The organism is Buttiauxella selenatireducens (assembly GCF_031432975.1).
Lineage (GTDB): Bacteria > Pseudomonadota > Gammaproteobacteria > Enterobacterales > Enterobacteriaceae > Buttiauxella > Buttiauxella selenatireducens.
Genome location: NZ_CP133838.1, coordinates 947287 through 969405, shown reverse-complemented (window position 1 = coordinate 969405; position 22119 = coordinate 947287). Strand labels below are relative to the sequence as shown.

The 22119-nt window shown below is 51.0% G+C and carries 17 protein-coding genes and 1 pseudogene; 6 read left to right on the top strand and 12 right to left on the bottom strand.

All coding sequences use genetic code 11. The features are described from left to right. Positions 1-147: 147 nt before the first annotated feature. The gene (queD, locus tag RHD99_RS04405) at positions 148-507 is read left to right on the top strand and encodes a 6-carboxytetrahydropterin synthase QueD (RefSeq protein ID WP_183270434.1); all 360 of its coding nucleotides are present in this window, start codon (positions 148-150) and stop codon (positions 505-507) included. A 32-nt stretch (positions 508-539) separates the two neighbouring features. On the opposite strand, the gene queE is transcribed toward queD, so the two are convergent. The 3 genes from queE to RHD99_RS04390 all read right to left on the bottom strand — a co-directional run bounded on the left by queE (position 540) and on the right by RHD99_RS04390 (position 3580). Further along, positions 540-1211, bottom strand: a complete 672-nt coding sequence (gene queE / locus RHD99_RS04400) for a 7-carboxy-7-deazaguanine synthase QueE (RefSeq protein ID WP_183270435.1) — start codon at positions 1209-1211, stop codon at positions 540-542. Between the two features lie 114 nt (positions 1212-1325). Next, on the bottom strand, positions 1326-2012 hold the full coding sequence (locus tag RHD99_RS04395; RefSeq protein ID WP_374708456.1) for an N-acetylmannosamine-6-phosphate 2-epimerase: 687 nt from the start codon (positions 2010-2012) through the stop codon (positions 1326-1328). Between the two features lie 8 nt (positions 2013-2020). Next, entirely contained in the window at positions 2021-3580 is a 1560-nt protein-coding gene (locus tag RHD99_RS04390; RefSeq protein ID WP_309877604.1) for a PTS transporter subunit EIIC, read from the bottom strand. 175 nt (positions 3581-3755) lie between these two features. On the opposite strand from RHD99_RS04390, the gene RHD99_RS04385 reads away from it, so the two are divergent. The 4 genes from RHD99_RS04385 to RHD99_RS04370 all read left to right on the top strand — a co-directional run bounded on the left by RHD99_RS04385 (position 3756) and on the right by RHD99_RS04370 (position 7060). Further along, positions 3756-4583 carry a MurR/RpiR family transcriptional regulator gene (locus tag RHD99_RS04385; protein ID WP_309879067.1) on the top strand — a complete coding sequence of 276 codons (828 nt, stop codon included), beginning with the start codon at positions 3756-3758 and terminating at the stop codon, positions 4581-4583. A gap of 187 nt (positions 4584-4770) precedes the next feature. Continuing rightward, positions 4771-5484 carry a nucleoside recognition domain-containing protein gene (locus RHD99_RS04380; protein WP_183270438.1) on the top strand — a complete coding sequence of 238 codons (714 nt, stop codon included), beginning with the start codon at positions 4771-4773 and terminating at the stop codon, positions 5482-5484. Beyond that, positions 5477-5938, top strand: a complete 462-nt coding sequence (locus RHD99_RS04375) for a YjiG family protein (RefSeq protein ID WP_183270439.1) — start codon at positions 5477-5479, stop codon at positions 5936-5938. The genes RHD99_RS04380 and RHD99_RS04375 overlap by 8 nt, the downstream gene beginning before the upstream one ends. Before the next feature lie 9 nt (positions 5939-5947). Beyond that, the gene (locus RHD99_RS04370) at positions 5948-7060 is read left to right on the top strand and encodes a M20 family metallopeptidase (RefSeq protein WP_309877598.1); all 1113 of its coding nucleotides are present in this window, start codon (positions 5948-5950) and stop codon (positions 7058-7060) included. Positions 7061-7107: 47 nt separating this feature from the next. Here RHD99_RS04370 and adhP read toward each other — a convergent pair whose 3' ends face one another. The 6 genes from adhP to rlmD form a co-directional block, all read right to left on the bottom strand. Next, a complete protein-coding gene (gene adhP, locus RHD99_RS04365; protein WP_064543872.1) occupies positions 7108-8124 on the bottom strand; it encodes an alcohol dehydrogenase AdhP in 1017 nt (338 codons plus the stop codon). A gap of 170 nt (positions 8125-8294) precedes the next feature. Next, positions 8295-9599, bottom strand: coding sequence for a phosphopyruvate hydratase (eno, locus tag RHD99_RS04360; RefSeq protein WP_183270441.1), 1305 nt, complete (start codon positions 9597-9599; stop codon positions 8295-8297). Between the two features lie 84 nt (positions 9600-9683). Beyond that, the gene (gene pyrG, locus RHD99_RS04355; RefSeq protein WP_270143318.1) at positions 9684-11324 is read right to left on the bottom strand and encodes a glutamine hydrolyzing CTP synthase; all 1641 of its coding nucleotides are present in this window, start codon (positions 11322-11324) and stop codon (positions 9684-9686) included. Between the two features lie 225 nt (positions 11325-11549). Further along, complete coding sequence (gene mazG / locus RHD99_RS04350; protein WP_309877593.1) at positions 11550-12341, bottom strand: nucleoside triphosphate pyrophosphohydrolase; 792 nt, start codon at positions 12339-12341, stop codon at positions 11550-11552. 249 nt (positions 12342-12590) lie between these two features. Then, on the bottom strand, positions 12591-14819 hold the full coding sequence (gene relA / locus RHD99_RS04345) for a GTP diphosphokinase (protein ID WP_183270444.1): 2229 nt from the start codon (positions 14817-14819) through the stop codon (positions 12591-12593). 123 nt (positions 14820-14942) lie between these two features. Further along, on the bottom strand, positions 14943-16256 hold the full coding sequence (rlmD, locus tag RHD99_RS04340; protein WP_309877592.1) for a 23S rRNA (uracil(1939)-C(5))-methyltransferase RlmD: 1314 nt from the start codon (positions 16254-16256) through the stop codon (positions 14943-14945). 61 nt (positions 16257-16317) lie between these two features. Here rlmD and barA point away from each other — a divergent pair, with 61 nt between their 5' ends. After that, the gene (gene barA, locus RHD99_RS04335; protein WP_309877591.1) at positions 16318-19077 is read left to right on the top strand and encodes a two-component sensor histidine kinase BarA; all 2760 of its coding nucleotides are present in this window, start codon (positions 16318-16320) and stop codon (positions 19075-19077) included. A gap of 156 nt (positions 19078-19233) precedes the next feature. Here barA and RHD99_RS04330 read toward each other — a convergent pair. The 3 genes and pseudogenes from RHD99_RS04330 to RHD99_RS04320 all read right to left on the bottom strand — a co-directional run. Further along, positions 19234-19368 (bottom strand): annotated as a pseudogene (locus tag RHD99_RS04330) (glycerate kinase); the annotation flags it as partial. Positions 19369-19410: 42 nt separating this feature from the next. Beyond that, positions 19411-20751, bottom strand: a complete 1341-nt coding sequence (gene gudD, locus RHD99_RS04325; RefSeq protein ID WP_309877590.1) for a glucarate dehydratase — start codon at positions 20749-20751, stop codon at positions 19411-19413. Between the two features lie 27 nt (positions 20752-20778). Next, a complete protein-coding gene (locus tag RHD99_RS04320; protein ID WP_309879066.1) occupies positions 20779-22119 on the bottom strand; it encodes an enolase C-terminal domain-like protein in 1341 nt (446 codons plus the stop codon).

Below are 22119 nucleotides of genomic sequence, written 5' to 3'. Positions count from 1 at the left end.
AAGTGATTACCTAACCAATTGATAAACAATAATTAATATTTAAAAGGGAACAAGGAAGCGACTCACCACAGACTGTAATGACTATAGTTAATGCGTGAAATAGTCGTTTCCGGTACTATGCCGCGTTATTTTGAAAGAGACTCCATCATGTCCACTACCCTGTTTAAAGATTTTACCTTCGAAGCCGCTCACCGCCTGCCACATGTCCCTGAAGGCCATAAATGCGGTCGCTTACATGGCCATTCATTTATGGTGCGCCTGGAAATCACTGGCGAGGTTGATCCGTATACCGGCTGGATTATGGATTTTTCTGAGCTGAAAGCCGCGTTTAAACCGACTTATAACCGACTGGATCATTACTATCTGAATGATATTCCAGGTCTTGAGAATCCGACCAGCGAAGTACTGGCGAAATGGATTTGGGACGAAATGAAACCGATTGTACCGCTGCTAAGCGCAGTAATGGTGAAAGAAACCTGTACCGCCGGTTGCGTGTATAAAGGTTAAAAGAAAGGCACCGTAAAGGTGCCTTTCTCGTTTTAAGCGATGTTCAAATACTTGTGCGTCTGCATCGAAAGCCGCCAGTTACGGGCGATACAGGTTTCGATACACAGACGCGTCGCGTCTTCTTTCTGGCTGATAGGCTGTAGGGCGATAACGCGTTTTTTATCATCCACCAGAGTTGCCAGCAATTCGTCGAGCGCTTCAATATCACGCAGTCGCCCCACGGGATGCTTAATCTCGTCGGCACGTTCCAAAGCTTGAGAAAGTACGTCGTAGCCACCACGCATATTCACTTTCGGGGATACCGTTACCCAGGTTCCCGCAGTACAACGCACTTCGTGCGTGCCGCTTGTTTCAATCTGGCAGCTATAACCGTGGTGCTCAAACAACGCGGTGAGCGGAGTGAGATCGTGAATACACGGTTCTCCTCCGGTGATGACCACGTGGCGTGCGGTGTAATCCTGACGCTGGAATATCGCCAGCAAATCTTCTGCGCTGGCATTACCCCATTTATCGCTCTCTTTGGTTTTGGCGAGAATACTGAACAGAGAGACTTCACGATCTGCGAGTTTATCCCAGGTGTGTTTAGTATCGCACCACGCGCAGCCCACCGGGCAGCCTTGCAGGCGAATGAAAATGGCGGGCACACCAGTAAAATAGCCCTCCCCTTGCAGGGTCTGGAACATCTCGTTAATCGGGTACTGCATAGTCATCTCTGATAATTGTTCTAAAAAGTAATTATCGCAGATGTGGCGGTTGAGATCATGCGTAACGGTGTAACGAGCCCAATCAGGGGGAGACTGGACCCGTTACGGCTACCACTAACTCACGGTCGCGATAGCGTTTACGAAGCGGCGCGTAATTTGTTGGGGACGCGTTATCGCCCCACCCACCACGACCGCATGAGCACCCAAAGTCAGGCAATGTGCAGCCATTTCAGGTGTTTCAACATTGCCTTCAGCAATCACTGGCACATCAACGGCTGCCAGAACATCCCGCAGGAACTGGCAATTATTATGCGCAAGAATTTGCCCTTTTGTTTCTGATGTATAGCCGTGTAGCGTCGTGCCGACACAATCAAAACCGAGTTCAGCCGCCGTTTGTGCTTCTTCAACAGTCGCAATATCAGCCATTAACAAAAGATCGGGATACTTCTGGCGAATAGCGACGACCAGGCTTTGCAAATCATGTGCACCTGGACGCTCATGTCCTGTGGCATCCATCGCAATCATCGCCGGTTTTGCGGCCATCAGCTCATCCACTTCTTTGAGCGTGGCTGTGATGTAAACATCACTGCCCGGATAGTCACGCTTGATGATGGCAATAACAGGTAAATCAACGGTATCCATAATTGTCTGTACATCAATAAGACTGTTCGCTCGAATTGCCGCAGCCCCACCTTGCGCTGCCGCCAGCGCCATTCTCGACATGATGAACGCGCTATGTAACGGCTCGTTTTCCAGTGCCTGGCAGGAGACAATCAGTTTTCCCTGAATTTGTAACATCATGGATGGTTTCATAAGGCTAGCAGTTCCTCTACTTCGTTTTTAATGATGGTGACGTGCGGACCGTAAATAACCTGCACTCCATTACCGCGTTTAATAACGGCTCGGGCTCCTGTTTCTTTCAACAGAGCTTCGTTGATGAGTTCGCCATCGTGCAAGGTGACGCGCAAGCGTGTGGCGCAGCAATCAAGTTCAACAATGTTCTCTTTGCCACCGAGTGCCACGATAACTTGTGCAGAGCGTTCGCCTTCAGCAACCTGAACGTTGCTTTCACTACCTGCATCCTCACGGCCTGGCGTTTTGAAGTTAAAACGAGTAATCACAAAGCGGAATGTGAAGTAGTAGAGGAAGAACCACGGAATCCCCACCAGCGGCACGTATAACCAGTGAGTTTTTGCCTCACCCTGCAACACGCCAAACAGGATGAAATCAATGAAGCCGCCAGAGAATGTCTGACCGATGGTAATGTGCAGGATATGCGCCAGCATGAAAGCCAGGCCATCGAATACAGCGTGAATCACATACAGTACAGGTGCAATAAACAGGAAAGAGAACTCGATTGGCTCGGTAATGCCTGTTAAGAACGAGGTCAACGCAGCAGACAGCAGCAAACCAGCAACACGTTTGCGGTTTTCCGGTTTCGCGGTGTGGTACATCGCCAGACACGCACCAATCAGGCCGAACATCATCGTGATGAAGCGCCCGGACATAAAGCGTGACGTTCCGACATAAAACTGCTGAGTATTCGGATCGGCCAACTGTGCGAAGAAGATACGTTGCGTTCCTTCAACCAGGTGACCGCCAACAATCTCGGAACCACCCAACGCTGTTGTCCAGAATGGCAAATAGAAAATATGGTGCAGGCCGAACGGGCCAAGCATGCGCAGCACGAAACCATAAATAAAGGTGCCCAGATAACCTGTGGCATCCACAAGCCCACCCATTCCAAAAATGAGCTTCTGGAAATGAGGCCAGATGATTGTCATCGCGGCGCCGACCAAAATGGCCACCAGAGAACTGATTATTGGCACAAACCGGGAACCGCCAAAGAACCCCAGGAACTGTGGCAGCGCAATTTTGTTATAGCGATTGTGCAAAAGGGAAGTGACAATCCCGATGACCACACCGCCAAATACCCCCGTTTCAAGGGTCTGAATACCCAACGCCATCCCCTGCCCAACGGCACCGGGGTTGGTTGCAGCCAATTTGCCCCCCAGAGTGAGTAACGCATTGATGGTGGCATTCATCACCAGATATGCCAGTAACGCCGCAAGCCCCGCAGTCCCTTTATCGCCCTTCGCCAGGCCAACGGAAACCCCAACGGCAAACAGCACGGCCAGGTTGGCAAAAACAATTGACCCTGCGCTGGCCATGATCGTGAAAATGCCCTGTAACCAGGCAACATCTAAATAGGGATAAGCCGCTACGGTGTTCGGATTTGATAACGCCCCGCCAATCCCCAGTAAAAGCCCAGCAGCAGGAAGTACGGCAATGGGTAACATGAAGGACTTTCCGAAACGTTGCGCTTTTTCAAACCAGCCCCCTGATGAGGCTCCACTAAAAACTGACATAAATTTTCTTCCTGCTGAGTTGTTGTGGTGAAAATTATTACCACAACAAACATCAATCACTGAAAATTATTACCATCAGTAAGATCCAGCTCACAATTAATCGAATCTGCTAGTACTCCAGGGGGGCTTTACTCCACACTATGGGCAGTTTGAATCAGGTTGTGAGATGAGTCCGATGACAGAGAATGGGAATTTATTACTGCACTTGCGCCAGGGTTTGCCAGGCTTTAGCCCAACATTGCAAAAGTTGGGGGATTACATCCTTTCACAACCCCAGAAGGTGCTGTATCTGACCATCACCGAGCTTGCCCGGGAAAGCGAAACCAGCGAAGCCAGCGTCACTCGCCTGTGTCGCCATTTAGGCTGTAAGGGATATACCGAGTTCAAGATGGCGTTAGCGCTGGATGTTCAGCAACAACAGCCACCCGTTCCCGCAAGCGAAGATAGCATTGGCGAGCTGGTGGAGGGGTCGGTGCAAGCACTCAGAGATACCGGAAAGCTCTTGAACCGCGATGTTCTGCATCAGGCGGGAATTGCCCTTCACGAGGCGGCTTCAGTGCAAATTTATGGCGTCGCAGCCAGCGCGATCATCGGTGATTATTTGCACTACAAATTACTGCGAATGGGCAAATATGCGCAGCTGTACAGCGATATGCATCGTGCTGCAATGAATGCAACTACGCTTAGCGAGCGAGATTTTGTGGTGGTCATTTCCAGTTCGGGTTCCACCAAAGATTTGCTTCATGTCGTGAAGCTTGCCAAAAACCGCCATGCCCGCGTTCTGCTACTGAGCAATACTTTGCGTAGCCCACTTGCCGATCTCGCCGATTTACTGCTGGTCGCGGCAAAACCTGAAGGACCGTTGAGCGCTGGGGCATTAGATGCCAAAGTGGGGGCCATGTTGCTGGTGGAAGTGTTAGTCAGTGAGCTGGCAAACCACGATAGCCGGTACGCAGCCACCAGTCAGCAAACGGCCAGTGCAACACTGCCACTGCTTATCTAATTGTAGAAAACCAAATCCTGACAAGCGCAATAACCTATTATTTGCAAAGGCTATTGTGCTTACCATCACAACAATCCCCCTTCCCTTGCCAGTAAGCCACTCGGCTTGATCATCGTCATGTTGCCAATCATTTCCCGCTTTTAGCATCGGAGTGCAGCACTCTCTCACTGACATAAGGAAATGATTTATGGAAGGTTCTGTTGATCCCAAAAATGCACGTGTTGGACCTGGTGCCTATGTCGCTTTGCTCTTCGCGATGGTGTTCTTTTCCGGCCTATTGGGCGGTAAAGAATGGTGGGGTGTGTTTGACTTCACCACGCTAAACGGCGCATTTGGCAAGGTAGTGACCGACGTCACTCCGCAAGGCGATACCGTTGAAGTCGCGAAATCAGCCTTTCGCGGAAAAGGCGGACACGGCGCAATGGATGGTTTTCTGTTCGCTTTTGGTCTTATCCCAGCCGTTATGTTCGCTCTGGGCATGATAAACGTACTGGAACATTACGGCGCGCTGAACGCGGCCCGCAAACTGCTCACTCCTCTGTTACGCCCACTGCTCGGCATCCCTGGCTCTACCGGTCTTGCGCTGATTGGCAGCCTGCAAAGTACCGATGTTGGCGCTTCTTTAACGCGCGTCTTAGCTGACGAAGGCCAAATCACGGAAAAAGAGAAAACCGTGTTCACGATGTTCCAGTTTTCTGCCGGTGCGATGATCACTAACTTTTTCTCATCAGGTGCGGTGCTGTTCACCTTGCTGGCCGTTGACGGGACACATGCCGTTCCAGCCTCAATTGGCCTGTGCGTTGCGGTGATGTTCATCATGAAAATTGTTGGCGCCAATCTGATGCGCCTGATTTTAACGCTCTCTGAACGTAAGCAAAGTGCCGAGGTGCAACATGGCTGAAACCACTAAACCGATGATCACCGATGTCTTTGTTGCCGGTGCTCGTAAAGGCTGGACCATCGCAACAACCAGCACTCTGCCTAACGTTCTGATGGCATTCATTATTATTTATGCGCTGGAGCTTACCGGAGCGTTAGCAGGCATGGCCTGGCTATTTGGCCCGGTCATGAAAGTCTTTGGATTGCCGGGTGAAGCAGCAGCCGTGCTCATCGGCGGTTGGATGTCGATGGGTGGTGGAATCGGTGTTGCTATCAGTTTGTTTGAGAAGGGTATTCTCACCGGTAGCCATCTGGCCATCCTCGCTCCCGCCATCTACCTGATGGGTTCACAGGTGCAATACGCAGGACGCATTCTCGGCGTGGTAGGCATCCCAGCCAAACGCATTCCTTTAATGATTGCCCTTTCGGTGCTGAATGCTTTCGGTGCCATGTTAATCATGCGAATTATGATTTAGGAGTTAACCATGGAATTAAAACAGTACCTTCAAGAGCTAAAGAAGGTCGTTAATATCGACTGTGGAACGGCAACGATTGATGGTGTGGCTCAGGTAAGCCAGATTTTTCAGCAATGGTACGAGGCCGAAGGTTGGCAGTGTGACAGCATTCCTCTGGGCGATAAAGTCGGTCCGGGCCTGTTTGCCACCAACAAGCCGGATGCCACTCAATACGATGTGCTGCTTGTCGGCCATATGGATACCGTGTTCCCAGAGGGAACCGTTGCAGAGCGTCCGTTCAGTATTGAGGGAAATCGAGCCTTTGGCCCCGGTGTGTCAGATATGAAAAGCGGCTTGCTCAATATTCTTTGGGCGCTACGTGGAATGGATAAAGCCACACTGCAACGGCTGTCCATTGGTGTCGCCATGAATCCTGATGAGGAAACCGGTTCGGTGCACTCTCATCACTGGATTGGCGAACTGGCAAAACGTAGCCGCTGTGTGCTGGTCTGTGAAGCTGCAAGGGCTGACGGGTCTTTAGTGAAAGCGCGTAAAGGGATTGCTGGCTATAAACTGACGTTTAAAGGCGTCGCGGCGCATGCCGGTAATGACCCTGAATCAGGCCGCTCCGCTATTAAAGCATTGGCGCGTGCCGTTCTGGAAATCAGTGATCTGGCGGATATCACCAAAGGAACCACCATCAATACAGGTGTCATTTCCGGAGGCGTAGTGCCAAATATCGTGCCTGACCATGCGGAGATGATTGTTGATGTCCGCTTCCAGGATAACGATGAATATGCGCGCGTACATGCGGCAATTGAGGCATTCGGCAAACGCGAGTTCGAGCGAGAAGTGAAAACCCTCGTTCAATTGCAGTCTCAAAAACCAGCCATGACGCCCTCTGCCGAAACAGAACAACTCATGCAACTGGTTGAACAAGCGGGGGCCGCAGAAGGTATCGACGTGCGCTGGAAGTCCGTCGGCGGCGGTTCCGATGCGAACCATACCGCAGCGTTGGGGATCCCTTCTCTGGACGGTTTTGGGCCAATAGGGGCTGGTTTCCACAGTGCGTCTGAGTATCTGGAACTGGACAGCATTGAGCCAAGAATTCGCTTACTCAAACGGGTGATTCAGTCGCTATAAACGCAAATGGCCGGGATATCCCGGCCATTTTTAGTTAATCGCTAAGCTTACTTCTTGGTTTTAAAATCAATTACCATGCGGCCTTTGATTTTACCGTCTTCCATTTCTTTGAAAATAGCATTGATATCTTCAAGTGGGCGCATTGTGACTTTAGGCACCACTTTCCCTTCAGCAGCAAACTGGAAGGCTTCAGCTAAATCATGACGCGTTCCCACTAATGAACCCACCACTTCGATACCATCGAGTACCAGACGCGGAATATTCAGGCTCATGGACTCAGATGGCAGACCCACAGCAACAATACGTGCACCGGCACGAACGGCGTCTACCGCTGAGTTAAACGCCGCTTTCGCCACAGCAGTCACGACCGCCGCATGCGCGCCACCCACTTTCTCCTGGATGACTTTGGCTGCATCTTCATTGCGTGAGTTGATGACTAAATCCGCCCCACACTCTTTGGCGAATTCCAGCTGAGCATCATTCACGTCGATGGCAATCACTTTGGCATTAAAGACATTTTTCGCGTATTGCAACGCGAGGTTGCCAAGGCCGCCCAAGCCGTAAATCGCAATCCACTGGCCCGGTTTAATGTGCGAGACTTTTACCGCTTTGTATGTTGTCACGCCCGCACAAGTCACGCTACTGGCAGCAGCAGACTCGAGGCCATCAGGTACTTTTACCGCATAATCAGCAACAACGATGCACTCCTCAGCCATACCACCATCGGCGGTATAACCCGCGTTAGTGACGCTGCGACACAGAGTCTCGTTGCCGGTGTTACAGTATTCACAGTTTCCGCATCCACGGAAGAACCAGGCAACGCTTGCGCGATCCCCCACTTTCAGGGACGTCACGCCAGGGCCAACCGTCTTCACTACGCCAATGCCTTCATGCCCCAGCGTAATGCCTGTAACGTCACCAAAATCTCCATTTTTTACATGCAAATCGGTATGGCATACGCCACAACATTCCATCGTCAGCAATGCTTCGCCGTGTTTAAGGGCGCGAACGGGTTTATCAATGATCCCTACAGAGTGGTCTTTATTCACAACTGCTGCTTTCATGTCGGTCTCCTGACCTGTGAGTGAAAAGTCCCCGTAAGCCTGGTCGACAGGGGAGGAATCTGCAAACTCTACCCTTTAGCGGATACGTAAATTGTTCAGGGGCCGACAAAAATAGAAATAAAAAAACCCGCCGAAGCGGGTTTTTTGTAAGAATTTAAAGCAGTAACGAATTACTGACCTTTAACTTCTTTCAGACCGTTGAACGGAGCTGGTGTGCCCTGTGCAGCCAGTGCTTCTTCGATACGAATCAGCTGGTTGTACTTAGCAACACGGTCAGAACGGCTCATAGAACCAGTTTTGATCTGGCCTGCAGCAGTACCAACAGCCAGGTCAGCGATGGTAGCATCTTCAGTTTCGCCTGAACGGTGAGAGATAACTGCAGTGTAGCCAGCATCTTTCGCCATTTTGATCGCTGCCAGAGTTTCGGTCAGAGAACCGATCTGGTTGAATTTGATCAGAATGGAGTTAGCGATACCGTTGTCGATACCACGTTTCAGGATTTTGGTGTTAGTTACGAACAGATCGTCACCAACCAACTGGATTTTGTCGCCCAGAACTTTAGTCTGGTGCGCGAAGCCATCCCAATCAGACTCATCCAGACCGTCTTCGATAGAAACGATTGGGTACTGTTTGGTCAGATCTTCCAGGAATGCAGTGAATTCTTCAGAGGTGAAAGCTTTGTTGCCTTCGCCAGCCAGAACGTATTTACCGTCTTTGTAGAATTCAGAAGCAGCACAGTCCATAGCCAGAGTAATGTCTTTACCCAGCTCGTAACCTGCAGCTTTAACCGCTTCAGCGATTACAGCCAGTGCTTCAGCGTTGGAACCCAGGTTTGGCGCATAGCCACCTTCGTCACCAACAGCAGTACCCATGCCTTTAGATTTCAGAACTTTAGCCAGGGTGTGGAAAACTTCAGAACCCATACGGATGGCTTCTTTCAGAGTTTTCGCGCCAACTGGTTGAATCATGAACTCTTGGATATCAACGTTGTTATCAGCGTGCTCGCCACCGTTGATGATGTTCATCATAGGCAGTGGCATAGAGAATTTGCCTGGAGTGCCGTTCAGTTCAGCGATGTGTGCATACAGCGGCAGGCCTTTAGAGGCAGCAGCAGCTTTAGCAGCAGCAAGAGAAACAGCCAGGATTGCGTTAGCGCCGAAGTTAGATTTGTTTTCGGTACCGTCCAGGTCGATCATGATCTTATCGATGTTTGCCTGGTCTTTCGCATCTTTACCAGTTACAGCCGCAGCGATCGGGCCATTAACTGCAGCAACGGCTTTCAGAACGCCTTTGCCCAGGTAGCGAGATTTGTCGCCATCGCGCAGTTCCAGCGCTTCGCGGGAACCTGTTGAAGCACCTGATGGTGCAGCAGCCATACCTACGAAACCGCCTTCCAGATGAACTTCAGCTTCAACAGTCGGGTTACCACGGGAGTCGATGATTTCACGACCGATGACTTTAACGATTTTGGACATTAGATTTTCCTCAGTACAAGTTAAACTAAAACTCCAGACAAACAACGCGCGAAACATTCGCGCGTTGTCGTTCTAACTTTCTGCTTACTTCGCCTGACGCTTTTGGTACTCACCGGCCGCTTTAACAAAGCCTGCAAACAGTGGGTGACCATCACGCGGGGTCGACGTAAATTCCGGGTGGAACTGGCAAGCAACAAACCACGGATGATTTGGCACTTCGATGATTTCTACCAGTTGGTCATCACCGGAACGGCCCGCAACGCGCAGACCTGCTGTTTCAATTTGCTTCAACAACATGTTGTTGACTTCATAACGATGGCGATGACGCTCAGTAATTGTCGGTTCACCGTACATCTGGCGCACCAGACTACCATCGGTCAACTGACACTGCTGGCCGCCAAGACGCATAGTTCCGCCTAAGTCGCTCTTTTCAGTACGAACTTCAACGTTACCTTCTTCATCTCGCCACTCGGTGATTAAGGCGACCACCGGGTATTTACAGTCTGGCACAAATTCAGTTGAGTTGGCGTTAGCCATGCCCGCAACGTTTCGTGCAAACTCGATCAGCGCAACCTGCATACCTAAGCAAATACCCAGGTAAGGAATGTTCTGCTCACGAGCATAGCGCGCGGTGGCGATTTTGCCTTCCACACCACGGTAACCGAAACCGCCAGGGATAAGGATAGCATCCAATCCCTTCAGCATTTCTTCAGTACCGCGAGTTTCAACATCCTGCGAGTCAATCAGCTTGATGTTAACGGTCAGACGATTTTTCAAACCACCGTGTTTCAGCGCTTCAATCACAGATTTGTAGGCATCTGGCAGTTCAATGTACTTGCCAACCATACCAATCGTAACTTCGCTTGTCGGATTCGCTTCTTCGTAAATAACTTGTTCCCATTCGGACAAGTTAGCTTCAGGAACGTTCAAGCTGAATCGTTTACAAATATAATCGTCCAGACCCTGTGATTTCAACAGACCTGGAATTTTATAGATGGAATCGACATCTTTTAGAGAAATAACCGCTTTCTCCGGGACGTTACAGAACAATGCAATTTTTGCACGTTCGTTTGCCGGAACCACGCGGTCAGAACGGCAGATCAGCACATCTGGCTGAATACCGATAGAAAGCAGTTCTTTTACGGAGTGTTGAGTCGGTTTAGTTTTCACTTCACCGGCAGCCGCCATGTATGGCACCAGAGTCAGGTGCATATACAGCGTGTGCTCACGACCCACTTCTACAGCCATCTGACGAATCGCTTCGAGGAACGGCAGGGATTCGATATCACCTACTGTACCGCCGATTTCTACCAGCACGACATCGTAGCCTTCGCCACCTTCAAGGATGCGTTCTTTGATAGCGTTCGTGATGTGTGGAATAACCTGGACAGTCGCGCCCAGATAGTCGCCACGGCGTTCTTTACGCAGAACTTCTGAGTAGATACGGCCAGTGGTGAAGTTGTTACGACGCGTCATTTTGTTGCGAATGAAACGCTCGTAGTGACCTAAATCCAGGTCGGTTTCAGCGCCGTCTTCTGTAACGAACACTTCCCCATGTTGAATAGGGCTCATGGTACCCGGATCGACGTTGATGTACGGATCGAGTTTCATGATGGATACGTTGAGGCCACGGGCTTCGAGAATAGCTGCGAGGGAGGCTGCGGCAATGCCTTTACCCAGAGAGGAAACGACCCCGCCGGTCACAAAAATATAGTTCGTTGTCATGCTGAACCTGAAGAGTTAGGTTTAAAGACGATGGAAGTACCAGGACGGGAAAGTAGTATACCCGAACAGTATCGGCGTCACAAACTTTCATTCTGTCTGCAAAGCCCTGACCTCGCACTTTGTCAGGGCACTGAAAATAGCCCGTTTGGCATAAATGTTTTTGACGTAAATCAAGCGCTTGTTAAATTGAAATTGCCATAACGTGCACCTGATCCAAAAAACACGTTAGATATCAGAATCCTTGCGTTTAACTTGTTGCCAGGCATTTTCCATCTGATCGAGTGTGGCTTGCTCCATTTTCAACCCTTGCGCGGCAATAATTTGTTCCACTTCGCGGAAACGGCGCTCGAATTTCAAGTTAGCTTTTTGCAATGCTGTCTCAGCTTTCGTGCCTAAATGGCGTGCAAGATTAACGGTGGCGAACAATAAATCGCCGACTTCTTCTTCCAGTCTCGCCTCGTCAACAACGACCTGTTTAGCTTCAAACATCACTTCGTCGATCTCTTCGTAGACTTTGTCTAACACGGGGCCCAGCGTCGTCCAATCGAAACCAACCGCTGAACAACGTTTCTGGATTTTGTGCGCACGCATTAAAGCAGGCAAAGCATGAGGAATATCATCAATTGCGGAATGCTGAGCTTTTTCAGCACGTTCATCGCTCTTGATTTGTTCCCAACGAGCCAGGACTTCGGTGCTGTTTTCAGCAGTAGCATCGCCAAAGATATGCGGGTGACGACGTTCAAGTTTGTCGCTTATCGCTTCGCAGATATCGTCGAAATTAAAGCGCTCTTCTTCCTGAGCCATCTGTGCGTAAAACACGACCTGGAACAGTAAATCTCCCAGTTCACCGCGCAAATCATCAAAATCTTCACGGTTGATGGCATCAAGCACTTCGTAAGTCTCTTCCAGGGTATAGGGAGCGATGGTCGCGAAGGTTTGCTCTTTATCCCATGGGCAACCTGTTTCCGGGTCACGCAGGCGCTTCATGATGCCCAGAAGGCGGGTAATTTGGTCCATATTAAATCCTTGTAGAATTTTTCCCCTCACCCTGACCCTCTCCCTGAGGGAGAGGGGATTGATCGGGTTCAAGGTGAACTTCGGTTTTCCCCCTCACCCTTTTAGGATAAAGGGGATTGATCGAGTTCAAAGCGAATTTCAGTTTTCCCCCTCACCCTTTTAGGGAGAGAGGGATTGATCGGGTTCAAGGTGAACTTCGGTTTTCCCCCTCACCCTTTTAGGGAGAGGGTCGGGGTGAGGGGTAATCAACTAACCGTGTAATCGCTTCGCATCGATTATATCCGGCACCTGATTCAATTTGCCCAGCACGCGGCCCAGCACCTGAAGGTTGTAGATTTCGATATTCATATCAATCGTCGCCAACTGCTGCTTAGTATCACTACGACTCGCAACCCCCAGCACGTTGACCTTTTCGTTCGCTAGAATAGTCGTGATGTCACGCAATAAACCGCTACGGTCATTGGCTGTCACACGCACCACCAGCGAATAGCCACTGGAATAGCTTTCGCCCCACACGGCATCAACGATACGTTCAGGCGCATGTGATTGCAGCTCCGCAAGCTGATCGCAGTCAGCACGGTGAATAGAAATCCCACGCCCTTGAGTGATGAAACCGACAATCTCGTCGCCCGGAATTGGTTGGCAGCATCGCGCAATGTGGTGCATCAGATTGCCAACCCCTTCCACCACGACGCGACCATTGTCTTTGCTACGCGATTGCGGCGCGTGCGTTTTTTGCTTCAGTTGGCGAAGCGCTTGCTCATCCTGTTCTGCCGCAGTCGGCTTGTTAAACTGCGCTTGCAGGTAGTTACTCATCTGGTTAAGACGAATATCTCCGCCGCCAATTGCCGCCAGTAACTCTTCAACTTCATTGAAGTTATAACGTGGCAGCAGCGACTTTTCAGCCTCTTTCAGGCTGATACCCAAATGCTCAATTTCATCATCAAGGATTTGACGCCCCGCCAGAATATTCTTGTCGCGGTCCTGTTTACGGAACCAGTTGTGAATTTTGGCGCGCCCACGGCTTGTGGTGATGTAGCCCAGGTTTGGGTTCAGCCAGTCACGGCTCGGGTTCGGCTGTTTCTGGGTGATAACTTCAATCTGATCGCCCATTTGCAACTGATAGGTGAACGGCACAATACGCCCACCGATTTTTGCGCCGATACAACGGTGCCCAACATCGCTGTGAATGTGGTAGGCAAAGTCGAGCGGCGTGGAGCCTGCTGGCAAGTCCACCACATCGCCTTTTGGGGTAAACACATACACGCGGTCGTCGAAGACCTGACTGCGGACTTCATCTAACAATTCGCCAGAATCAGCCATTTCTTCTTGCCAGGCGATCAGCTTACGCAGCCACGCGATACGATCTTCGTGGCCTGAACTGCCGCTCTTCGCATTGCCTTCTTTATATTTCCAGTGGGCGGCGACTCCCAGCTCTGACTCTTCGTGCATCTGCTTAGTACGAATCTGAATTTCGATCGTTTTGCCGTTTGGCCCCAGCACCACGGTATGAATCGACTGATAACCGTTGGGTTTCGGGTTGGCAACGTAATCATCAAACTCGTCAGGCATATGGCGATAATGCGTGTGTACGATGCCAAGTGCCGCGTAGCAATCCTGCAAGCGTTCTGCCACAACACGCACCGCACGCACATCAAACAGCTCATCAAAGGCGAGGGATTTTTTCTGCATCTTGCGCCAGATGCTATAGATGTGTTTCGGGCGACCATACACTTCAGCCTTCACACCCTCTTCTTTCATCGATTTGCGCAGCGCACTGACAAACTCGTCGATGTAATGCTCACGGTCGATACGACGCTCATGCAGCAATTTTGCGATGCGTTTGTATTCGGCAGGATGCAGGTAGCGGAAGCAGTAATCTTCCAGCTCCCATTTTAGCTGGCCAATACCCAGACGGTTGGCGAGCGGCGCGTAGATATTGGTACACTCTTTTGCCGCCAGAACGCGTTCGTCTTCCGGCGCGTCTTTCACTTCTCGCAAATGAGCGATGCGCTCTGCAAGTTTGATCACCACGCAGCGGAAATCATCGACCATCGCCAACAACATGCGACGAACGTTATCGACCTGTTCAGCAGAGACTGAATCGGTATGCGCGGCTTTAAGCTGGCGGATTGCTGCCATGTCGCGCACACCGTGAATCAGCGTGACGACCTGGCTATCAATGCTTTCGCGCATCACCTCTTCGGTGACCACACCCGCATCGGCAAGAGGGAACAGTAATGCGGCTCGCAGGGTATCGTTGTCCATACTCAGCATCGACAGGATTTCCACCATTTCGACGCCGCGCCACAACAGCAGTTCAGCGTCTGGATGCCCTTTGGTCTGTTGCTCGCAATACCGCCAGGTTTCGGCTAAGCGTTCACATGACTGCTGGTTGGTGATCCCGAGGCTAGCAATCCATCTATCGGGCGCAAATTCGCCAGCTTTATTGAGATGTGCACTTCTTACCGCAACCATTGTTCTCTCCTGTATACCCTTCATCTTTCAAGACGCAGATGCGTTGGCTGCTCTCGTTTGCCGCCTTCCTGCCTCTTGAAATCTATTGGGTATTAATCAAATCACCCGGTCTGAGCTAACCACTTAAACGCGCTCAAAGAGCGCCATTGACTCAAGGTGCCCAGTGTGGGGAAACATATCGAGCATTGCTAGCCGCTGAATCTGGTAACCCGCAGCCAACAATGCCTCGCTATCACGGGCAAGCGTTGTTGGGTTGCATGAAACATAGACCACTCGCTTTGGAGCAAGCGTAATCACATGTTGCATAACACCCGGCGCACCCGCTCGTGCGGGGTCGAGCAATATTTTGTCAAACCCTTGGGCAGCCCAGGGTTGGCGAGTCACATCCTCTTCCAGGTTCTCATGAAAGAATGTGACGTTTTTCAGCAAATTATACCCTGCATTATATTCACCTTTCGCCACCAGCGCAGCAACGCCTTCCACCCCAACGACACTTTCAGCGCGCGTTGCCAGTGGGAGCGTAAAGTTTCCCATTCCGCAGAATAGATCCAGCACGCGATCCGTTGGCTGGATATCCAGCCACTCAATGGCACGCGCGACCATTTGCTGATTCACGCCGTCATTCACCTGAATGAAATCGCGCGGACTGAACGTTAAGCGTAGCCCGTCTGAGTGATAGCAGGGCTCATCTCCACCCACTGCCGTGAGTGTCTCACTGTCCGGGGCTAAATACAGCGCGACGCCTGTAGAATGCGAAAAGCGTTCCAGTTTTTGCCTATCGTCGTCATGAAGAGCATCTAAATGGCGCAACACCATCAGCGGGCCATTATCTGCCAGTACCAGTTCAACATGACCTAAACGACGAACGGCTTTTAATTCAGAAAGACATTGGCGCAAAGGTTCCAGCAATGCCTCAAGTTGAGGCGCCAAAACCGGGCAGTGGTGAATATTGACCAGTTCGCTGTCGTGAGATTTGCGAAAACCCATCTGTAAGGTCTGTGTCTTAGGGAGATAATTCAACCCTAAACGTGCCCGGCGACGATAACCCCATGGCGAACCAGAAATGATTTCGTCCACCACCGCAGGAGCCTCACGCGTGCCCATCATGCGAGCCAGCGCACGGGATTTTGCTTGCTGCTGCAATTCGATGCTGGCATGTTGCTGTTGGCAGCCCCCGCAAACGCCATAATGTGGACAACGCGGAGCCACACGCTGCGGGCTATCATTTAAACGTCGTTTCACTCGAGCCTGGGCAAAGTTGCGTTTGTCCTCGGTAATCGTGACGTCAACGTGTTCACCAGGCAGTGCGTCCTGGATAAAAAGCGCTTTACCGTTATGGCGTGCGACGCCCTGACCAAACGGATCAAGGTCATTAACGTTCACGGTTATGATTTGACGAGTCGTAACCCGTCGCTTTGCAGAGTAGAATTGCGCCATGAGCCAGAGTGCTCTCTCAAAAATATTAACTATTGCTTCAATTGTCCCATATCGGAACCCCATGACCAACTACAGCCTGCGTGCACGCATGATGATCCTGATTCTGGCACCGACATTAATGATCGGTTTATTGCTCAGTATCTTTTTTGTCGTTCATCGTTACAACGACCTGCAGCGTCAGCTCGAAGACTCGGGTACCAACATTATCGAACCGCTGGCAGTCGCCAGCGAATATGGCATGAGTTTTCACAGTCGTGAGTCCATACGCCAGTTGGTCAGCGTGTTACACCGCCGCCATTCCGATATTGTGCGGGCGATTTCGGTATTTGATGAGAACAACAAGCTGTTTGTCACCTCCAATTATCAGCTCAATGCTTCAGCCTTGAAGTTACCAAACAATGAAAAACCGCCGCACAGCTTAAGCATTACGCGGCATGGCGATTCGATAATTCTGCGTACCCCGATTATTTCCGAGAGCTATTCCCCGGACGAGTCAGAAGTGACCGATGCGAAACCGGCGGGCAATTCGCTCGGCTACGTCGCGATTGAGCTCGACTTAAAATCGGTACGTTTGCAGCAATACCGAGAAATTTTTATCTCAACGTTGATGATGCTGTTCTGTGTCGGCATTGCGATGCTGTTCGCCTATCGCCTGATGCGCGATGTCACTGGGCCAATCCGTAATATGGTGAATACGGTCGACCGGATACGTCGCGGCCAACTTGATAGCCGCGTAGAAGGTTTCATGCTCGGTGAATTAGATATGCTGAAAAACGGTATCAATTCGATGGCGATGTCGTTGACCGCCTATCACGAGGAGATGCAGCATAATATTGACCAGGCGACGTCTGACTTGCGCGAAACACTTGAACAGATGGAAATCCAGAACGTTGAGCTGGATCTCGCCAAGAAACGCGCTCAGGAAGCCGCACGTATTAAGTCTGAGTTCCTCGCCAATATGTCCCACGAGCTGCGCACACCGCTCAACGGGGTAATTGGATTTACCCGTTTGACGCTGAAAACAGATTTGAACCCCACGCAGCGCGATCATCTGTATACCATTGAACGTTCAGCCAATAACCTGCTAACCATTATCAATGACGTGCTGGACTTCTCTAAACTGGAAGCAGGCAAACTGATACTGGAAAGCATTCCCTTCCCGCTGCGTAATACGCTCGATGAAGTGGTGACGTTGCTGGCGCATTCGGCCCATGACAAAGGGCTGGAGCTGACGTTAAACATCAAAAATGATGTTCCGGATAACGTGATTGGCGATCCACTGCGCTTGCAGCAAGTCGTAACCAATCTGGTGGGGAATGCGATTAAGTTTACCGAGAGCGGCAATATTGATTTGGTCGTCGAGAAGCGTTCGCAAGGCAACAACAAAGTCCAGGTTGAGATGCGGATTCATGATACCGGCATTGGCATTCCTGAGCAGGAACAATCGCGTCTGTTCCAGGCATTTCGTCAGGCGGATGCCAGTATTTCACGGCGTCATGGTGGCACTGGATTGGGTCTGGTGATCACCCAGAAATTGGTCAGCGAAATGGGCGGGGATATCTCGTTCCATAGCCAGCCAAATCAGGGGTCTACCTTCTGGTTCTACATCAATCTGGATCTGAATCCTAACGCGGTTCTTGACGGTTATTCGACTGAGAATCTGGCAGGCAAGCGCATTGCGTATATCGAGCAAAATGCTTCCGCTGCGCAAAGCACGCTCAATATTTTGGCCAATACGCCGCTTGAAGTGGTGTATAGCCCAACGTTCACGGCCCTCGCCGAAGCGCACTACGATATTATGTTGCTCGGAATGCCGGTCACGTTCCGCGATACGCTCTCCATTACAAATCCAAAACTGGCAAAAGCCGTCACGATGACAGATTGCCTGATTCTGGCGCTGCCAAGCCATTGCCAGATCGATGCGGAATCGCTTAAAAAAGAAGGTGTTGCCGCTTGTTTATTGAAGCCTGTCACCGCACCACGTCTGCTGCCACTGCTGGCTGAACACATCTTCAATGCGCATCCCGCACTGGCCGATAACGTTGAAAACAAAAAGCTGCCGCTCACTGTAATGGCCGTTGATGACAACCCGGCCAACCTGAAACTGATTGGCGCATTGCTTGAAGATCATGTGCAAAACGTTGAGCTGTGCGGAAGCGGTTTACAGGCTATTGAGCGGGCGAAACAGATGCAAATAGACATCATCCTGATGGATATTCAGATGCCTGAAATGGATGGTATCCGCGCCTGTGAGGTTATTCGCCAGATGCCACACCACCAGCAAACTCCGGTTATCGCGGTGACGGCACACGCCATGGCGGGGCAAAAAGAGAAGCTGCTGAGTGCAGGTATGAATGACTATCTTGCCAAACCTATTGAAGAGAAAAAGCTGTATAGCCTGCTGCTACGGTATCAGCCGGGTGCCATCACCGCGCTCGCTCAACCATTAAACATAGAAGTGACAACGCAAACCAGTAACCAAAATCAGACTCTGGATTGGTCGCTGGCGCTCCAACAAGCGGCTAATAAGCCTGATCTGGCGCGTGATTTGCTGCAAATGCTGTTGGTGTTCTTACCTGAAGTTCGCAACACCGTTGAAGAACAACTGGTCGGGGAAAACCCGGAGAAGTTGGTCGATATCATTCATAAACTTCACGGCAGTTGTAGCTACAGCGGTGTGCCTCGGTTGAAAAACCTATGCCTGATTCTGGAACAACAACTGCGCAATGGCGTGAAGCCAGAAGATCTGGAACCCGAACTTTTTGAGCTGCTTGATGAGATGAATAATGTTTCAAAAGAAGCGCAACGTATGTTTGGTTAACACTGCAAAGTTATCTGTCGGGAAACTTATTTCTCCCGACAGAACAACCCGATAGCAATTGTCGCCGCACTGTTACGCGAAGCCATGCGCAGATTATCTCCGGCATTTTCCAGCGCTTCTTCCAGCGTACAGATACGGTACAGCACGCTGAAAACCGCCCCCATCAGCAACGGGCAGCTTCACATAGCAGGCATTCGGAAACACTTCCCGAAAACCGGCTTCGATTTGTGTCGCCACCTCGAGAGCGCTAAGGCTCTCTTTGTATGAATCTGGTGCGGTGATAATTTTCATATGCCGTCCGTCGCGATGTGGGTCAGGTCATTAGGGTTAAGATTACCTGACCATGCATGGGCGCTTATTATTAAACGTCCAGTCTGGGATCAAATACTGCATCGCCATCGCATCATCGCGTGCGCCCAGTCCGTGCTGCTGATAAAGCTCATGTGCTTTCATCACTTGATCCATATCCAGCTCAACGCCCAGCCCTGGTGTTTTCGGCACCTGCACCATGCCGCCTTTGATTTCGAACGGCTGTTTGGTCAGGCGTTGATTGCCTTCCTGCCAAATCCAGTGCGTGTCGATGGCGGTGACTTTCCCTGGTGCTGCGGCTGCAACGTGGGTAAACATCGCCAGAGAGATATCAAAGTGGTTGTTGGAATGCGATCCCCACGTCAGTCCAAATTCGTGGCACATTTGCGCGACGCGAACCGAACCTTGCATGGTCCAGAAATGCGGATCGGCGAGCGGGATATCGACCGATTGCAGGGAAAGCGTGTGGCCCATCTGACGCCAGTCGGTAGCAATCATATTGGTCGCGGTTGGCAAACCAGTCGCACGACGGAATTCAGCCATAATTTCACGGCCTGAATAACCCTGTTCCGCACCACACGGATCTTCGGCATAAGCCAGTACGCCACGTAATTGCTTACCAATGCTAATCGCTTCATCAAGCGACCAGGCTCCGTTCGGGTCAAGCGTAACGCGAGCTTGCGGGAAGCGTTTTGCCAGTGCCGTCACGGCTTCGGCTTCTTCGCTTCCAGCTAATACACCGCCTTTCAGTTTGAAGTCGTTAAAGCCATATTTCTCGTAAGCCGCTTCTGCCAGACGCACCACAGAATCTGGCGTCATCGCTTCGTCGTGGCGAATGCGATACCAGTCGCATTTCTCATTAGGCTGGCTCTGATAAGGCAGCGGAGTCTGTTTGCGATTACCGACGAAGAACAGATAGCCGAGCATTTCGACTTCACTGCGCTGTTGCCCATCACCCAGCAAAGAAGCGACGTTCACGCCCAGGTGCTGACCAAGTAAGTCCAGCATGGCCGATTCAATACCGGTTACAACATGAATGGTGGTGCGCAAATCAAAGGTCTGCAAACCCCGCCCGCCGGAGTCACGGTCAGCAAATTCGGTACGTACCAGGTTCAGAATGTTTTTGTACTCGCCCAGCGTTTTGCCAATGACCAACGCTGCCGCTTCTTCAAGTGTCTGGCGGATCTTTTCACCACCGGGGATTTCCCCCACACCTGTGTGGCCAGAGTTATCCTTGATAATCACAATATTACGGGTGAAAAACGGCGAGTGTGCCCCACTCAAATTCATCAGCATACTGTCATGGCCCGCAACGGGAATAACCTGCATCGCAGTGACTACTGGGGTAGAAGTAAATGTGCTCATCGTTAATTCCTTTTCAGCAAGAATGTTTTATCCGCGGCCAAATGCCGGACGTTTACGATCGAATTTCCAGCCCGGCACCAGGTATTGCATGGCTGTGGCGTCATTGCGCGAACCACCCGAGAGGGATTTATACACTTCATGAGCTTTCTGCACCTGTTCCCAGTCAAGTTCTACGCCTAAGCCTGGCGCATCCGGCACCGCGATTTTGCCGTTAACGATTTGCAGCGGGGATTTCGTCAGTCGCTGGTCGCCTTCCTGCCAAATCCAGTGGGTGTCGATAGCCGTGGGTTTGCCCGGTGCCGCAGCCCCCACATGGGTGAACATCGCCAGGGAAATGTCGAAATGGTTATTGGAATGACAACCCCACGTCAGGCCCCATTCGTCGCACATTTGCGCGACACGAACCGCGCCGCTAAGCGTCCAGAAATGTGGGTCGGCTAACGGAATATCGACGGCGTTGAGCATGATGGCGTGGTTCATCTCGCGCCAGTTTGTCGCAATCATATTGGTCGCTACCGGTAAGCCCGTTGCACGGCGGAATTCAGCCATCACTTCGCGCCCTGAATAACCTTGTTCCGCGCCGCAAGGATCTTCGGCATAGGTCAGGACATCGCCCATTCCCTTACACAACGCGATAGCCTCATCCAGCAGCCAGGCGCCGTTCGGATCGACGGTGATACGCGCATCCGGGAAGCGTTTTTTCAGCAAGCAGGCGGCATCCAGTTCTTGCTCACCGGGTAAAACTCCGCCTTTGAGTTTGAAATCTTTAAAGCCATAACGATCTTGCGCCGCTTCAGCTAGCCGCACGATCGAGTCGCTGGTTAGCGCTTCCTGATGGCGTAAATCGTACCAGGCGTGGCCGGTATTTTTACCCTCAAGGTAAGGCAAATCCGTTTTCTGGCGATCGCCGATATAAAACAGATAACCCAACACGGTGACTTCATCGCGCTGTTTCCCCGGCCCCAATAGCTCGCAGACCGGGACGTTTAGCGCCTTGCCGAGTAAATCAAGCAGTGCGGCTTCCAGTGCTGCGACCGCATTAACACGTAATTCAAAGGTCCATGCACCTTTACCGAAGGTATCAAAATCTGCTGACTGATTACCTTTATGGACGTTTTGCACCACACGATTCATGCGCGCAATTTCCTGGCCGACAACCTGCGGGATTGAATCGACCAGCGTCTGATAAATCACGTCGCCACCCGGCGCTTCACCTACGCCGGTATGCCCGGCGTTATCGGTTAATACAACAATGTTACGAGTGAAAAAAGCACCGTGCGCACCACCAATATTCAGCAGCATGCTGTCATTCCCCGCCACGGGAATCACTTTCATATCTGTAATAATCGGGCTTGCCTGAGTATTCAT

What these genes read in the sequence shown, in the direction of transcription:
- queD (WP_183270434.1), top strand. Translation starts at nt 148, where the DNA reads ATGTCCACTACCCTGTTTAAAGATTTTACCTTCGAAGCCGCTCACCGC.
- queE (WP_183270435.1), bottom strand. Translation starts at nt 1,211, where the DNA reads ATGCAGTACCCGATTAACGAGATGTTCCAGACCCTGCAAGGGGAGGGC.
- RHD99_RS04395 (WP_374708456.1), bottom strand. Translation starts at nt 2,012, where the DNA reads ATGATGTTACAAATTCAGGGAAAACTGATTGTCTCCTGCCAGGCACTG.
- RHD99_RS04390 (WP_309877604.1), bottom strand. Translation starts at nt 3,580, where the DNA reads ATGTCAGTTTTTAGTGGAGCCTCATCAGGGGGCTGGTTTGAAAAAGCG.
- RHD99_RS04385 (WP_309879067.1), top strand. Translation starts at nt 3,756, where the DNA reads ATGACAGAGAATGGGAATTTATTACTGCACTTGCGCCAGGGTTTGCCA.
- RHD99_RS04380 (WP_183270438.1), top strand. Translation starts at nt 4,771, where the DNA reads ATGGAAGGTTCTGTTGATCCCAAAAATGCACGTGTTGGACCTGGTGCC.
- RHD99_RS04375 (WP_183270439.1), top strand. Translation starts at nt 5,477, where the DNA reads ATGGCTGAAACCACTAAACCGATGATCACCGATGTCTTTGTTGCCGGT.
- RHD99_RS04370 (WP_309877598.1), top strand. Translation starts at nt 5,948, where the DNA reads ATGGAATTAAAACAGTACCTTCAAGAGCTAAAGAAGGTCGTTAATATC.
- adhP (WP_064543872.1), bottom strand. Translation starts at nt 8,124, where the DNA reads ATGAAAGCAGCAGTTGTGAATAAAGACCACTCTGTAGGGATCATTGAT.
- eno (WP_183270441.1), bottom strand. Translation starts at nt 9,599, where the DNA reads ATGTCCAAAATCGTTAAAGTCATCGGTCGTGAAATCATCGACTCCCGT.
- pyrG (WP_270143318.1), bottom strand. Translation starts at nt 11,324, where the DNA reads ATGACAACGAACTATATTTTTGTGACCGGCGGGGTCGTTTCCTCTCTG.
- mazG (WP_309877593.1), bottom strand. Translation starts at nt 12,341, where the DNA reads ATGGACCAAATTACCCGCCTTCTGGGCATCATGAAGCGCCTGCGTGAC.
- relA (WP_183270444.1), bottom strand. Translation starts at nt 14,819, where the DNA reads ATGGTTGCGGTAAGAAGTGCACATCTCAATAAAGCTGGCGAATTTGCG.
- rlmD (WP_309877592.1), bottom strand. Translation starts at nt 16,256, where the DNA reads ATGGCGCAATTCTACTCTGCAAAGCGACGGGTTACGACTCGTCAAATC.
- barA (WP_309877591.1), top strand. Translation starts at nt 16,318, where the DNA reads ATGACCAACTACAGCCTGCGTGCACGCATGATGATCCTGATTCTGGCA.
- gudD (WP_309877590.1), bottom strand. Translation starts at nt 20,751, where the DNA reads ATGAGCACATTTACTTCTACCCCAGTAGTCACTGCGATGCAGGTTATT.
- RHD99_RS04320 (WP_309879066.1), bottom strand. Translation starts at nt 22,119, where the DNA reads ATGAATACTCAGGCAAGCCCGATTATTACAGATATGAAAGTGATTCCC.